The 15,090-nt window shown below is 69.7% G+C and carries 10 protein-coding genes; 3 read left to right on the forward strand and 7 right to left on the reverse strand.

All coding sequences use genetic code 11. The annotated features are described in order from the left end of the window. Window positions 1-5: 5 nt before the first annotated feature. From AC0KWY_RS07320 to AC0KWY_RS07350, 7 genes are all read right to left on the reverse strand, one after another. Window positions 6-2,096 carry a TonB-dependent receptor family protein gene (locus AC0KWY_RS07320; RefSeq protein WP_474028973.1) on the reverse strand — a complete coding sequence of 697 codons (2,091 nt, stop codon included), beginning with the start codon at window positions 2,094-2,096 and terminating at the stop codon, window positions 6-8. A gap of 132 nt (window positions 2,097-2,228) precedes the next feature. Further along, a complete protein-coding gene (locus AC0KWY_RS07325; protein WP_474028974.1) occupies window positions 2,229-2,876 on the reverse strand; it encodes a response regulator in 648 nt (215 codons plus the stop codon). Continuing rightward, the gene (locus tag AC0KWY_RS07330) at window positions 2,873-4,207 is read right to left on the reverse strand and encodes a HAMP domain-containing sensor histidine kinase (RefSeq protein WP_474028975.1); all 1,335 of its coding nucleotides are present in this window, start codon (window positions 4,205-4,207) and stop codon (window positions 2,873-2,875) included. The genes AC0KWY_RS07325 and AC0KWY_RS07330 overlap by 4 nt, the downstream gene beginning before the upstream one ends. A gap of 5 nt (window positions 4,208-4,212) precedes the next feature. Beyond that, a complete protein-coding gene (locus AC0KWY_RS07335; protein ID WP_474028976.1) occupies window positions 4,213-6,525 on the reverse strand; it encodes a TonB-dependent receptor family protein in 2,313 nt (770 codons plus the stop codon). Window positions 6,526-6,535: 10 nt separating this feature from the next. Beyond that, window positions 6,536-7,294, reverse strand: coding sequence for a TonB family protein (locus tag AC0KWY_RS07340; protein ID WP_474028977.1), 759 nt, complete (start codon window positions 7,292-7,294; stop codon window positions 6,536-6,538). Further along, entirely contained in the window at window positions 7,281-8,219 is a 939-nt protein-coding gene (locus AC0KWY_RS07345; protein WP_474028978.1) for a quinoprotein relay system zinc metallohydrolase 1, read from the reverse strand. Before AC0KWY_RS07345 ends, AC0KWY_RS07340 begins: the two co-directional genes overlap by 14 nt. Then, window positions 8,216-8,983, reverse strand: coding sequence for a quinoprotein dehydrogenase-associated SoxYZ-like carrier (locus tag AC0KWY_RS07350; RefSeq protein ID WP_474028979.1), 768 nt, complete (start codon window positions 8,981-8,983; stop codon window positions 8,216-8,218). The genes AC0KWY_RS07345 and AC0KWY_RS07350 overlap by 4 nt, the downstream gene beginning before the upstream one ends. A gap of 222 nt (window positions 8,984-9,205) precedes the next feature. Between AC0KWY_RS07350 and AC0KWY_RS07355 the strand changes: the two genes are divergently transcribed. The 3 genes from AC0KWY_RS07355 to AC0KWY_RS07365 all read left to right on the forward strand — a co-directional run bounded on the left by AC0KWY_RS07355 (window position 9,206) and on the right by AC0KWY_RS07365 (window position 15,069). After that, on the forward strand, window positions 9,206-10,195 hold the full coding sequence (locus AC0KWY_RS07355; protein ID WP_474028980.1) for a substrate-binding domain-containing protein: 990 nt from the start codon (window positions 9,206-9,208) through the stop codon (window positions 10,193-10,195). Between the two features lie 34 nt (window positions 10,196-10,229). Beyond that, the gene (locus tag AC0KWY_RS07360; RefSeq protein WP_474028981.1) at window positions 10,230-12,971 is read left to right on the forward strand and encodes an ATP-binding protein; all 2,742 of its coding nucleotides are present in this window, start codon (window positions 10,230-10,232) and stop codon (window positions 12,969-12,971) included. A gap of 316 nt (window positions 12,972-13,287) precedes the next feature. After that, window positions 13,288-15,069: a PQQ-dependent methanol/ethanol family dehydrogenase gene (locus AC0KWY_RS07365; protein WP_474028982.1), complete on the forward strand. Its 1,782-nt coding sequence runs from the start codon at window positions 13,288-13,290 to the stop codon at window positions 15,067-15,069. Window positions 15,070-15,090 lie beyond the last annotated feature (21 nt).

Raw genomic sequence — 15,090 nt, forward strand, 5'->3', positions numbered from 1 at the left:
CGCGCTCAGAACTGGTGCTTCAGGCTCACCCCGGCCAGCCAGCCGCGGCCGGGCGCCGGTTCGTAATAGCGGCCGTTGCCGTCGCCGACCACCACCGAACCGATGTACTCGCGGTCGAACAGGTTGTCGATGCGCAGGAAGGCGCCGGCCGACAGCCCGCCGTAGTTGCGATCGACGGCGAAGCGCAGGTTGGCGATCGCGTAGCCGGGCGCCGAGCGCGCCGCGTTCATGTCATCGACGTAAACGCGGCTGCGCGCGACGCCTTCGATCGCCGCCTGGAAGCCGCTCGCCGCGTGTTTCCAGGCCAGTTCGCCGAACAGTTGCGAAGACGGCACGCCGGGCAGGCGGTTGCCGGCAGCGACGACGCCGCTGTTGCCGGTATAGGCCTTGTCGAACTCGGCGCGCAGGCCGGTGTAGGCGAGCCGGCCGGAGAAGCCGCCAGCCCAGTGGGCGTCGAGCGAGGCTTCGATGCCGCGGCGCAGCGTCCGGCTGGCGTTGATGTAGCTGGTACGGCCGCCGGCGGAAGCGGCGACGACCAGTTCGTCCTTGGTGCGCACTTCGAACAGCGCGACGTCGAGCCGCGCGTTGTCGCCGAGCATGGCTTTGACGCCGGCTTCGAGGTGGGTGCTGGTGGCCGGCTTGAGGTCGAAGCTGAAGGTCGCGCCCGGACCGGAATAGAACAATTCGTTCAGTGACGGCGTCTCGAAGCCGCGGGCGACGCTGGCGTAGAGATTGACCGCCGGGGTCAGCGCGTACATCGCGGCCAGCGTCGGCGTCGTCTTCCGGTAATCGACCGAACCGCTGTCGTCGCCGTTGACGCCGGCGATGTAGTGGTCGCTGACCTTGAACGCGACGCGGCTGTGGCGCAGGCCGCCGCTGAAGTTCCAGCGCTCGCCCTGCCACTGGCTCTGCACGTAGACGCCGCTCGCCGCCACGCGGTCGGTTTCGTCACGGCGCAAGGCGCCCTTGACGCCGAGCGTCGCGCCGACAAAGTTCTCGAAACCCTGGCGGTCGTCGACCGAACGCTCGTAATCGGCCCCCAGGGTCGTCGTCAGTCGGCCGCCACCGACCTCGCGGCGGGCGATCCAGCGCGCCGAGGCGCCGGCATAGCTGCGCTCGAAATCGATGACGCCGCCGGAATGGCGCGGGTTGCCCTGCGGACCGAGCGGAATCGACTGGTACTGGATCACCGAACGCTGCCCGGCGTAGGCCGCCAACTGCAGGCTGTCGTCGCCGAAGCGGTGCTCGTAGTTGAGGCCGCCCTGCTGCTGGCTGATCCGCTTGCGCGTATCGAAGGCGAGCGCCGCCGGCACGACGCTGGTCGGCTTGCTGCGGGCGCTCGCCCAGTCGAGGCCGAGCGGGTCGTCGGCCACCTGGCGGAAGCTGCTGGCGACGAAAGTCAGCCGCCCGTCCTGACTCGGCGAAACGCCCAGCTTGACCAGCGACTGGTCGCGCCGGACTTCGCTGTGGTCGCGGTAGCCGTCGGAGACGAAGCGCGAGGTATCGACCACGTAGGAAACGCCGCCGACCTCGCCCTGACTCGCCAGGTCGGTTTTCCAGCTGCTGTCGCTGCCGGCGCTGAAGCGTCCCTCGACGCTCGGCCGGCCCTTGCCGTCCGGCGTGAACAACTGGATGACGCCGCCCGCCGCGTTGCCGTAGATCGCCGACAAGGGACCGCGCATGACCTCGATGCGCTCGGCGCGGTCGAGGTTGAAGGTCGCCGCCTGCCCCTGCCCGTCCGGCATCGACGCCGGGATACCGTCGGCGACCAGACGGATGCCGCGCACCCCGAAGGCGGTACGGGCGCCGAAGCCGCGCGACGAAATCTGCAGGTCCTGGGCGTAGTTCTGGCGGTTCTGGACGACGATCCCCGGCACCCCGGCCAGCGCTTCCGAGGCATTGACCCGGGCCTGCGTCGCGCCGACGCTCGCCACATCGACGACGTCGATCGCCGCCGGCAGGTCGAAAGTATTCTGCTCGACGCGGCTGCCGGTGATGACCAGCGGGTCGAGCCGCACGGCGTCGTCGGCAGCCGCGGCCGGCACGGCGAAAGCAAGCGCCAGACAGGCGGCGATGGGGGTCGGGCGGCAGTTCATCAGTCTCTCTCCTGGTTTATGGTTGGGCGGACCGTGGCGGCCCGTCTCCGGTTCATTATTCCCAGCCGCCGCCGGCCTGCCGTCCCGGAGTTCGCCAGCGCGGCCTCATGAAAATCATGATTCGCCCCCGTCTCAGGCCTCGATCAGCCCGTTGCGCACCGCCAGCAGCGTGATCTCCGCCGGGTTGCGCAGGTTCAGCTTCTGCTTGATGTGGTAGAGGTGGGTGCCGACCGTGCTCGGGCTGACGTGAAAGTCGCCGGCCACGTCGTTGACCGTCTGCCCGGCGGCGAGTTTGAGGAAGACCGCCAGTTCCTTCTCGGTCAGCGTCTCCAGCGGCTGCGCCGTGCCGGAAAGCTGGGCCAGCGCCACCTGCTGCGCCAGCTCCGGATCGAGGTAGCGGCGCCCGGCCGCCACCTGGGCGACGGCGCGCAGGAACTCGGCCGGCGCCGCCCGCTTGCACAGGTAGCCGTTGGCGCCCAGGCGCAGCGCACGCACCGGCACGATCTCGTCGTGATGCGCCGAGAGCATCAGGATGCGCGCCGCCGGGTCGCGGGCGCGCAGGCGTTCGAGGGCGAGCAGGCCGCCGCCGCCCGGCATCGACACATCCATCACCAGCAGGTCGGGCGCCATTTCGGCGTGCAGGCGCAGCGCGCCTTCGCCGTCGGCCGCCTCGCCAACCACCAGCGCTCCGGCCCCTTCGAGCAAGAGCCGGAAACCGAGGCGGACCACCGCGTGATCGTCGGCGAGCACGACGCGGACGTTTTTCAGGGATGGGTTCATGCTTCCTCCAGGGAAAAAAGCGGCAGCGTCGCGACCAGGCCGAAGCCGCCGCCGGCCGGGGTGAAGAAATGCAGGCTGCCGCCGAGGCCGGCCACCCGCTCGCCCATACCGGTCAGACCGAGGCCGCAGCCGGCGGCGGCGGAGCGCCCGCCGGCGCCGCGCCCGTTGTCGAGCAGCGCGATACGCAGGACGCCGTCGCCGCCGCTGACGCTCAGCTCGACCTCGCTGGCGGCGGCGTGCCGGGCGACATTGGTCAGCCCTTCCTGGACGATGCGCAGCGCCGCCGCGGCCAGCGCGTCGTCCGGCTCGTGGCCGGCGAGCGCGACGCGCAGTTGCAGCGCCACCGTCTCGTGCTGGCGCCGCCAACTGGCGCAATAGTCGTTCAGCCGCACCGCCAGCTCGCCGCCGGGCAGCGGCCGCAGACGGTGCAGGATGCGGCGGACGCCGTCCTGCAGTTCGCCGGTCACCGCCAGGATGTGCTGCGCCGGTGCCTGCAGCGCCGGCTGTTCCGCCGTGCGCTGGACGACGGCGCCGGCCAGCGCGCGCACGGCGGTGATGCCTTGCGCCATCTCGTCGTGCAGTTCGCGGGCGATCTGCCGCCGCTCCTCCTCCAGCCGGGCCTGCAGGCGCTGCGCCAGCTCGCGCTCGGTTTCCAGGCGGACGTTGTCGTCGACCGCCGCCCGCAGGCGGTCGGCCATGCCGTTGAAGGCATTCGACAGGCTGGCCAGCTCAGGCACCGGGAAGACCGGCAGACGGAGGTCGAAGCGCCCGTAACCGATCCGCTGCAGCGCCCGCATCACCTCGTCCAGCGGCTGCAAGGCGCGGTCCAGCGCGCGGCGGACGACGACGAAGAGCAAGCCAAGCAGGCCGAGCGCCCAACCGGCGACGGCGCAAAGCTCGTCCCAGGCGTCGATCACCGCGCGCGACGCGTCGGGCACCAGGACCAGGCGCAGCTCGCCGACCGCCAGCAGGCGCGGCGCGATCTGCGGCCGCAACAGTTCGGCGAACCAGTCCGGCGCCTGCCGCCCGGCCTTGTAGGTCGGCGGCGGCGAGCGGTAATGCAGGCGGCCACCGGCATCGAGCAGTTGCAGTTCGTTGGCGCGGATACGGCCGAGCGGCGCGAGCGCCGCCTGCAGCTCGGCGGCGTTCGCCGGCAGGCGTTCGACGAGGGCCGCCAGCCACTGCCCGGAAACCCGGTTGGCGGCCTCGATTTCTTCGTGGATGCCCTGCCGCGCGCCGTGCAGCCAGAGGCCGACGAGGACCGCGCAGAGGCTGCCGGCCAAGCCGGTGAGGACCAGGCTGATGCGGGTGTGCAGGCGTAGCGGGCGCATCGCGTTCACACCCCGGCGAAGCGGTAGCGCACGCCGAGCCAGCCGGCGCGCGGCGCGCCCGGCGCGACGAAGGTCTCGCGCCGCCAGTCGGCGGCGTCGACCTGGAAGGCACCGTTGGCGGCAAACGGGTTTTCGGCCAGCGCGGCGGCCGTCGCGTAGCGCTTGTCGAAGACGTTGTCGACCCGCGCGAAGACCTCCCAGCCGCCGCCCAGGCGGGCCTCGGCGTTGAGGTTGAGGATGGCGTAGCCGGGCAGGCGGCCGCTGCCGCTGAAGACCCGCGTGTTGCCGAAGGCGTCGGTGGCGCTGCCGGCGCGGTGCGCGTTGTTCTCGTTGCCGCGCGCGTACTGCCCGGAGAAGGCCTGCAGGTCGCCGCCCAGGCGCAGCCAGTCGGCGGCCTGCCAGCTCAGGCCGAGCTTGAGGCTGTGCGCCGGCAGCCCGGGCAGGCGGTCGCCCTTGCGCACCTCGATCTCGTCGTCCTGTCCGTTCGCCGTACATGCGGCAGAAGTGCCGCGCGAGCTGTTGTTCTCGGCGAGCAGGCAGGCGGCCGAGCCGAAGGTGGCGTGCAGCCAGCTGTAGCTGGCGAACCAGTCGAACTTGCCGTGCCGGCCGTCGATGCCGAGCTCGACGCCCTGGCGCCGGGTGCGGCCGAAGTTGGTGAAGTAGCCGGCGCTGGTCGAGGTGCCGACGAACAGGATGTCGTCGTCGGCGACAGTGCGGAAGACGCCGGCATTCCAGCCGATGCCGCCGGCCAGCTTGCCGCGCAGCCCGGCCTCCAGGGTGCGGGCGACGACCTGCTTGAGATAGGGGTCGGCGGCCATCGCGTTGGGCAGCGTGCAGGGATTGGCCGGGTCGGCGCAGCCCAGCTCGATCGGCGTCGGCACCCGGTTGCCCTGGCTGAAGCCGGCGTAGGCGTTGAGCGCCGGCAGCACCTGCCAGGTCAGGCCGAGCGCCGGGTTGAGCTTGCGGTAGCGGTGATCGCCGTCGAGGTTGGGGGCGACGCGGTTGAGCTGGTCGAAGGTGGTGACGTGGCTGGCGTTGTAGCGCGCCGACGCGGTCAGGTGAAGAACCGGGCTGAGAGCGACAGTGTCGGTGACGAAGAGGCTGAGGGTCTCGGTGGTGCCGCGGATCGCGTTCTCGACTTCCTCGTCTTCGAGGTCGCCGACGCCGCGCGTCGGGTCGATCACGCCAAGCTGCTGCGTCTGCCGGAAACGGATGCGGGCGCGGTCCCACGACGCGCCGACCGTCATCTGCTGGCGGGCGCCGTTCAGGTTCCACTGCAGCGCCAGCCCTTCGCCGCGCTGCCGGGTGCGGGTCCGGTTGTTGGCGCCGGATTCCTCGTCGGAAACGCCATCGAAGGGACTGTCCTCGAATTCGTCGTTGGCGTCGCCGTTCAGCGTCCGCGTCGTGTTGCGCCGGTGGTAGACGTTGCCCGACAGGCTCTGCTCGCCGTTCAGCCAGAGACGCCCGACCAGGGCGAGGTGGAGGAGATCGTTGCGCGTCTGGTCGGGGTGGGTGAACACCTGCGCCCGGTCTGCTTCGTACATCGACTGCGGCAGCAGGCCGTTGCCGGTCATCCTGGTACGCGCCCGCAGCAGGCTGAAGTCGAGTTCGCCGGCAGCGCTGCGCTGGGACAGCTTGACGAAGAAACGGCCGGCGTCGGATTTGGAGAAATCGCGCCAGCCGTCCTCGGCGAAACCGTCGCCGGCGACGTACCAGCCCAGGCTGTCGCGCTGGCCGCCGGACGAAAATCCCAGCGTGCGCCGGCCGAAGCTGCCGGCCATCGCCTCGAGCGTCGTCCCCGGATGATCGAAGCCATTGCGCGTGCGCAGGGCGAGCGCGCCGCCCAGGGTGTTGAGGCCGAACAGCGGGTTGGAGCCGGGCACCACTTCCATGCCGGCGAGCGCCGCCTGCGGCAGCAGGTCCCAGTTGACGGTGTCGCCGAAGGGCTCATTGACGCGCACGCCATCGAGATAGACCGACAGCCCCTGGGCGGTGCCGAGCAGCGGCGAGGCGGTGAAGCCGCGGTAATTGACGTCCTGCTGGAAAGGGTTGCCCTGCACCTCGTTGATCGTCACGCCGGCCAGCTGGCGGCCCATCAGCCCCGGCAGGTTGAGCGCCGCCGATTGCGCCAGATCACGCTCGCCGACCACCTGCACGTTGGCCGGTACCTGCAGGCGCGGGATGCCGATGCCGGCGAGCGGCGAATTGCCGACCACCTCGACGGCCGGCAGTTCGACCACGGATTCGGCGGCAGCGGCCGGGGCGAAGGCGGCGGCGAGCGCCAGGGCAAGCGGTGAGAGCGTGAGACGGCGGGACATCGGGGCTTCCTCAGGTGGTTCTATCGAGTTTGTAATTGATCGGCACGACGACCTGGATTTCGCCGCCATCGCCCGGCGGCGGCGGCAGGTCGCCGATGGAAGCGAGCAGCGCGCGGGCGTGCTGGTCGAGGACGTCGAAGCCGCTCGACCGCTCGACGTCGACGGCGACCAGGTTGCCGCGCCGGGCGACGCGCAGGCGCAGACGGACCTCGCCCTCCCAGCCGCGCATCGCCGCCAGGCGGGGATAGCTGCGCTGCTGCGCGAACAGCTCGGCGAGACGCTGGCGGTAAGCGGCCAGCGCTGCCGCCGGCGGCGCCGAGGGGGCGGCTGACGGCACGCTGCCGAGCGTTGCCTCGGCCGCGGCGACGGCGGGGGCGGCAAGCGCCGGCCCCGTCGCCGTGTCGCTGCTGACGCCGGCCGCCGGCACGGCGGCCGGGCGCGTTGCCGGCGACGCGTCGTTGGCCGGCCTGGCGCTCGCCTGCGACCGCGGAACCCGGGGGTTCGCCGCGGCCGCCGGCAAGCGCCGGACCTGCGGGAGCGGCGTCGCCGGCGCGCTGGCCGCCGGTGACGCCACGTTGTTCGACGGCGGCGCCAGGCGCAGCGTGGCGACGATCGTCGGCAACGGCTGCGGCGAGGCCGGCCGACCCTTCGCCATGAACAGGAAGAGGCCGCCGTGCAGCAGCACCGAGAGCAGCATCAGCACGCCCAGCCGGCGTGCCGGCCGCGACGGATGGCTGCGCAGCGCGCCCGTCAGCTCAGCGCGGCGCACCGAGCGCCTCCCGTTCGATGGCCGGGAACAGGTGGCCGACCGAGCGCCGGTATTCGCTGGCCGCCACCGGCAGGCCGGCGAACTCGGCGGGCAGCGGCTGGGCCATCGTCTCGTTCATGTCCAGCCCGCCTTCCGCCGAGCGGCGCAGCGCCATCTGCAACCAGTTCAGCCAGGCACGGGTCTGCCGTAGCGGCGCCGCGTCGCGCGCCACCGGGCCGTGCCCGGGGACAACGGCGTGGAAACCGGGCTCGCGGGTGATCGCCTCCAGCGTGTCGAGCGCCGCCAGCCAGCGGCTCACGTCGGCGTGCGGCGTCGTCGGCGCCCGGCCGAAGAAGCCGAGGTCGCCGGTGAACAGCACGCCGCTCGCCTCGTCGTAGATCGCCAGGTCGGCCCCGGTGTGGCCGTCGAGCGCCAGCAGGCGCAGGCGGCGCCCGGCGATCTCCTGGCGGCCGCCGGCCAGCGCCTGTTTGGGCACGAGCACCTCGGTGCCGGCCATCCAGTCGCCGGTCAGGCGGTAAAGGTTCTCGGCAAAAGCATTGCCGTCGCTGACGATGCCTTCGATGGTGGCGGGCAGCGCCGCCAACGGCACGTCGGCAAAAGCCTGGTTGCCGAGGAAATGGTCGGGGTGATGGTGGGTGTTGATGACCAGCGCCAGCGGCCGCCCAGCCACCGCGGCAATCGCCCGCCGCATCTGCTCGCCGTAGCGGCGCGACGGGCCACTGTCGATGACGACGATGCCGCCGGGAGCGACGATGAAGCCGGTGTTGACGATGTTGCCGCCGTTGGCCGGGGTGAAATCCTCGGTCTTGCCGACGAAGACATGGACGTCGTCGGCGACGCGCTCGGCGCTCAGGCGATAGTCGAAATCGGCGCCGGCGGCAGCCAGCGCGACGCCCAGGAAAGCCAGGGGCAGCCAGCGCTTCATGGTTCTATCCTCGCCTGGAAGGCATTGCCGTTGTTGTCGTGGCCGCGCACCTCGACCGGCCCGTCGGCGGCGCCGCGCTTGAGGGTGAACACCGGGTTCTCGCTGACCGGCTCGTGCAGTTGCAGGCGCATCAGCGAACGGCCGTCGGCCAGCAGTTCGACCTGCTCCAGGTGGAAGGCGGGAATCCCGGCGACCAGCCCGGTGTCCATCGGATGTTCGATGCGCAGGCGGACCCGGCCGGCCTGCGCGCCGCTTTCCCACTGCCGGCCGCTGACCTGGTTGAGGCGCGCCTGCCAGTCCGGCGCCGCGGCCTTGGCCGAGGGCGCGGTGCAGCCGCCGCCAACCGTCGTCACCCAGGCACCGCCGACATGCCAGACGCCGTCGGCGGTACGCGCCGCCGCCCGCACCGGCGACGACTGCTGCAGCTTGATGCGAAAGCCCAGCCAGGCCGGCGCTGCCTGCGGATAGAAGCGCAGCACCTCGACGATCGGGTTGAAGTCGGCGAACACCATCACCTCACTGACCGGGCCGAGTTCGCTGGCGTCCACGGTGACCGGCACCTGCATCGGGTTCTCGGCGACTTCCGGCGCCAGCACGCGGACCCGCGGGTCGAAGCGCAACGTCGCCTGTTCCGGGAACAGGTAACGCATGTCGCCCCAGCGCGCCGACCCCAGCGGGTCGACGTCTTCCTGCCCGGCCAGCGCGGGCCGGACGGTCAGCAGCACCGCCAGGATGATGGCGGCCAGGCCTGTGATCGGATTCATGTCTCACTCCACTTCGCCCTGCGGGCTGTTATGGGCAATGAGACTGCAAGTGGCGTGCCAATCCGCAAAGGCCGGCCCGGCCAGCTTGTCCCGGCGGCGACACGGGCAAACTGTTCAAGTCTGGAGCAGTTGTTGCCATTCGCAGCAGACGGCAAAGCGGCCCGCATCGCCTGCCGGTGGCAAATCGGTGCTAAGGTATCAATTTTGCCAGAGAGGTAGATCGTGAAACTCTTGCGTCATTTAGCCATCGTTCTGCCATTTTTCGGACTTGTCGCCTGCAGCGACAGCAGCGGCCCCTCTCTGTCCACGGTCAGCAGCGCCAACGCCCCGGCCAGCCAGACGGCGCCGGTCCCGGCCAGGAAGAAGGTCGGCTTCGTGATGAAGACGCTGACCAATCCCTTCTTCATCGAAATGGAGAAAGGCGCACGGCGCGCCGAGCAGGAACTGAACATCGAACTGGTGGTGAAGACCGCCGCCCAGGAAACCTCGATCGAACAGCAGATCCAGATCGTCGAGGACCTGATCGCCGCCGGCGTGGACGCCATCGTCATCGCCCCCGGCGATTCGCAGCGCCTGGTGCCGGTACTGAAGAAGGCCGGCGACGCCGGCATCAAGCTGGTCAACATCGACAACCGCCTGGACGCCGAGGCGATCCGCCAGGCCGGCGGCAAGGAGATTCCCTTCATCAGCGTCGACAACGAAAAAGCCGCCTACCGTTCGGCCGCTTTCATCGCCGACGGCGCGCCGGCCGCCACCCAGGCCGCTATCCTCGAAGGCATCCGCAGCGCCGACAACGCCCGCCAGCGGATGGAAGGTGCCCGCCGCGCCTTCGCCGACAACCCGAACATCCGCCTGGTCGCCAGCGAGAGCGCCAACTGGAAGATCGACGAAGGCTATGCCGTGACCAAGCAGATGTTCGCCCGCCACCCCGAGATCCGCCTGCTTTTCGCGGCCAACGACATGATGGCGCTCGGCGCCCTTAAGTGCCTGCAGGAAACGCAGCGCAGCCAGGTCAAGGTCGCCTCCTACGATGCCCTGGAGGAAGCCGTCGCCGAAGTGCGGGCCGGGCGCCTCGCGGTCACCGTCGACCAGCAGGCCGCCGAACAGGGGTTTCAGGGCGTCCTTCTCGCCACCCGCCTGATCAAGGGCGATACCGTGCCGGCGCTGATGCTGATCGACACCCGCCTGGTCACCACCGCCACCCTCAACTAAGCAAGGCCGTGCCTCGTACCGGCGATCCCAAGTCGTGATTTCCAAGCCTCACTTCAACATCACCGCCAAGCTGGTGGGCTACCTGCTCGCCGCCGGCGTCGTTCCCCTGCTGATCTTCGGGCTGGCCGCCTTCCAGATTGCGCGCGACATCGTCATCACCCAGGCCGGCGAATACAACCAGCGCCTGATGACCGACACGGCGGGCTACCTGCGCCTCTACCGCAACCAGGTCGAGGATCTGGCGGCGAGCATCGTCGGCAACGAGGCGATCGCCGGCGCGCTGCGCGACGCCGACCAGGGTTCGGCGAACAGCTACGAAACGCTCAACACCAAGGCGCAGATCGGCTACATCCTGAACGGGTTCGTCCGCGTCAAGGGCCTGGTCTCGATCGATCTCTTCTCGACGCAGGGCGAGCACTTCCACGTCGGCGAGACGCTCAACGTCAGCGGCCTCAAAACGGAAGCGATGCGCCGGATGATGGCGGAAACCTCGGCAGCGGACAGCGCGGTGGTCTGGCGCGGGATCGAGGACAACATCAACACCGCGTCGGCGCAGAAGAAGGTGATCACGGTCACCCGGCTGATCCGCCACTTCTCCCCGGAAACCGGCACCACCGACACGGTGGGCCTGCTGCTGATCAACCTCAACGACGACGTGGTACGCGAGTATTTCTCCGCCGACAATGCGCTGGCCGGGCTGCAACTGATGCTGGTCAACCCGCAGGGCCGCCTGATGTACCACCCCGAACGCGCGCTGCTCGGCGCCCCGATGGACCCGGCGCTGCTCAAGCAGATCCGGGAAGGCCCGGCCACCCAGCAGCTACGCCTGGACGGCCAGGAGGTGATCCTGACCAAGCGGCCGCTCGAAGGCATCGGCGCCTATCTGGTGCTGTCCACGCCGCTCGCCCTGCATACCGCGCCGGTCAACCGACTGGCCACCGCGGCGGGTTTCCTGCTCCTCATCGGCCTGGGCGGCGTCGCCCTGCTCGCCCGCTTCTTCGCCCGCACCGTGGTCAGCCCGCTGCGCGCCGTCTCGGAACAGTTCCAGCGCCTGCGCGAGAACCCCGAGGCGACGCTCGCCCCGCTGCCCGAGCCGGCCAAGCAGGACGAGATCGCGGCACTGATCCAGGGCTTCAACGGTTACCTCGAAAACCTCAGGATCCAGCGCGCCGTCTCCGACGAACTGCAACGGGCCGAACAGTCGCTGCTGGAAAGCGCGCACACGCTGCGCACGGCGATCGAGACCATCGACGAAGCCTTCGTCGTCTTCGACGAGAACGACTGCCTGGTCATCTGCAACGAGAAGTACCGCAACCTCTACGCCGCCTGCCGTGACGCGGTCGTTCCCGGCGCCCGTTTCGCGGTGATCATGCGCTGCGCCGCCGAGAGCGGCGTGTACCCGGAGGCGGTCGGCCGCCGCGAACGCTGGCTGGCCGAACGCCTGGCCGCCCACGCCGCGGGTACCACCGACATCGAGGAAGCCCTGGGCGGCGACCGCTGGCTGCGCATCGTCGAACGGCGGACGCCGACCAACCACGTGGTTGGCTTCTACATGGACATTTCCCACCTCAAGAAGATGCAGCAGTCGGCCGAGGCGGCGAGCCGGGCGAAGAGCCAGTTCCTGGCGATGATGTCGCACGAGATCCGGACGCCACTGAACGGCGTCCTCGGCATGGCGCAATTGCTGCAGATGCCCGACCTTTCCGACGAGGAACGCCAGGAGTACGTCCGTACCATCCTCAACTCCGGGCAAACGCTGCTCTCGCTGCTCAACGACATCCTCGACCTGTCCAAGGTCGAAGCCGGCAAGGTCGAACTCGAACGGATCGACTTCGCGCCGCAGCAGTTGATCGCCGAGACCGTCCGCCTCTTCGCCGACACCGCCCAACGCAAGCAACTGCCGGTGACGGTAGGCTGGAACGGGCCGCCGCAGCACTACCTCGCCGACGCCGTGCGCATCCGGCAGATGCTCTCCAACCTGGTCAGCAACGCGATCAAGTTCACCGACCACGGCGAAATCCGCATCGAAGGCCGCGAAGTCAGCCGCGACGACCACGGCGCCCTGCTCGAATTCGCCGTCATCGACAGCGGCATCGGCATCCCCGAGGACAAGCAGGCGCTGCTCTTCCAGCCCTTCTCGCAGGCCGACGGCTCGACCACGCGCAAGTACGGCGGCACCGGCCTCGGCCTCTCCATCGTCAGCAGCCTGGCCCGCCTCGCAGGCGGGGAAGTCGGCGTCAGCAGCCGCAGCGGCGAAGGCTCCCGCTTCTGGTTCACGATCCGCGCCGGACTGGGCGCCAGCGGCGAAGAAAGCCGGCTGCCGCCGACGGCAGCAACTGCGCCGCCGGCACTCGCCGAGCACGCCGATGCCACGGCCGCCAACGGCGCCGTCCGCATCCTCGTCGTCGAGGACAACCCGACCAACCGCAAGGTCATCGAAGCCCTGCTGCACAAGCTCGGGCTGGACTTCGTCAGCGCCGGCAACGGCGCGGAAGCGCTGGCCCTGGTGCGCGCCGGCAAGCACTTCGACCTGCTGCTGATGGATTGCCAGATGCCGGTGATGGACGGCTTCGAAGCGACCCGGGCGATCCGGGACTGGGAGCGCGAGGCGCAGCGCCAGCCGGTGCCGATCGTCGCCCTGACCGCCGGCGCCTTCGAGGAGGACCGGCAGAAATGCCGGGATGCCGGGATGGACGATTTCCTGCCCAAACCGGTCAATTTCGGCCAGCTCAAGACGACGCTCGGCCAGTGGCTACCGGGCGTGCCGGCCGACTGAGCCCGCTCCGCCGGGAACTGCACCTGGCCGGGCGCGGCTTCCGGCGCGCGGCCAATCCACGCCGCCTCCCCCGTAACTGAACGATCTCCCGCAGCACGCAGGCTGTGCAAGTTTTGAGCAGGTGTGTGCATTTTCAGCAGCCGCCAGAGCGCCGCCCGCAACGCGGCGGCGTTCCCGCCGGCCTTGCTGCCGGGCGCTTGCAGCCGGCAGCGGGGACGATGGCACAGGGCTTGCAGTCGGCTAGCTTCGTCGCCGACCGGTCCCGGGAAAGGTACACGGCGGCGACGGAATCAACGCACAACCAAGGAGACGTTCCATGCACAGTCACAAACTTCCCCGGCACCTGCTCGGGCTCGCCCTCGCGGCGACGCTCACCGTCGCCGGCAGCCCGGCCGGCGCCACGGTCAGCGATGCCGACATTCTCAACGACGCGAAAACCGTCGGCGACGTCGTCAGCTTCGGTCTCGGCACCCAGGGCCAGCGCTTCAGCCCGATGACGCAGATCAACACCGACTCGGTGAAGAACCTGGTCCCCGCCTGGTCGATGTCCTTCGGCGGCGAGAAGCAGCGCGGCCAGGAGTCGCAGCCGGTGATCCACAACGGCCGGATGTTCGTCACCGCTTCCTACAGCCGCCTGTTCGCCTTCGACGCGAAGACCGGCAAGAAGCTGTGGAAGTACGAGCACCGCCTGCCCGACGGCATCATGCCCTGTTGCGACGTGATCAACCGCGGTGCCGCGCTGTACGGCGACCTGGTCATCTTCGCCACGCTCGACGCGCAACTGGTGGCGATGAATCAGGAGACCGGCAAGGTCGCCTGGAAGCAGAAGATCGGCGACTACGCCGCCGGCTACTCGGCCACCGCGGCGCCGATCATCGCCAAGGGCAAGCTGATCACCGGCGTTTCCGGCGGCGAATTCGGCGCCGTCGGCCGCATCGACGCCCGCGACCCGCTGACCGGCAAGCTGCTGTGGACGCGCCCGACCGTCGAAGGCCACATGGGCTACCGCTACGACGCCGAAGGCAAGGAAATCGAGAACGGCATCTCCGGCACCCTCAACGCCACCTGGACCGGCGACCTGTGGAAGACCGGCGGCGCCGCCACCTGGAACGGCGCCACCTACGATCCGGAAACCAACCTGATCTTCGCCGGCACCGGCAACCCGGCCCCGTGGAACAGCCACCTGCGCCCGGGCGACAACCTCTTCTCCTCGTCCACCGTCGCCATCGACGTCAACACCGGCAAGATCGTCTGGCACTACCAGAACACCCCGCACGACGGCTGGGACTTCGACGGCGTCAACGAGTTCGTCTCCTTCGACTACAAGGACCCGAAGACCGGCAAGCTCGTCAAGGCCGGCGGCAAGGCCGACCGCAACGGCTTCTTCTTCGTCAACGACCGGACCAACGGCAAGCTGCTGAACGCCTTCCCCTTCGTCAAGAAGATCACCTGGGCGAGCAGCATCAACCTGGAAACCGGCCGGCCGAACTACATCGACGAAGGGCGTCCGGGCGATCCGGCGGCCGGCGTCGATGGCAAGAAGGGCAAGGTCGTCTTCTCGGCGCCGTCCTTCCTCGGCGGCAAGAACCAGCAGCAGATGGCCTACAGCCCGCAGACCGGCCTCTTCTACGTGCCGGCCAACGAGTGGTCGATGGACATCTGGAACGAACCGGTCTCCTACAAAAAGGGCGCTGCCTACCTGGGCGCCGGCTTCACCATCAAGGCCATCCACGACGACTACATCGGCGTCATGCGCGCGGTCGATCCGGCCACCGGCAAGATCGTCTGGGAGAACAAGAACTACGCCCCGCTCTGGGGTGGCGCGCTGGCCACCGCCGGCGGTCTGGTCTTCTATGGCACGCCGGAGGGCTACCTGAAGGGCGTCGATGCGAAGACGGGCAAGGAAATCTGGTCCTTCCAGGTCGGCACCGGCATCGTCGCACCGCCGGTCACCTGGGAACAGGACGGGGAACAGATGCTCGCCGTCACCACCGGCTGGGGCGGCGCCGTGCCGCTCTGGGGCGGCGATGTCGCCAAGCGCGTGAACTTCCTCGAACAGGGCGGTTCGGTCTGGGTATTCAAGCTGCACAAGCGCTGAACAGCGACGCCCGGCAACAGC

Source organism: Azonexus sp. MM2026_4 (assembly GCF_055901855.1).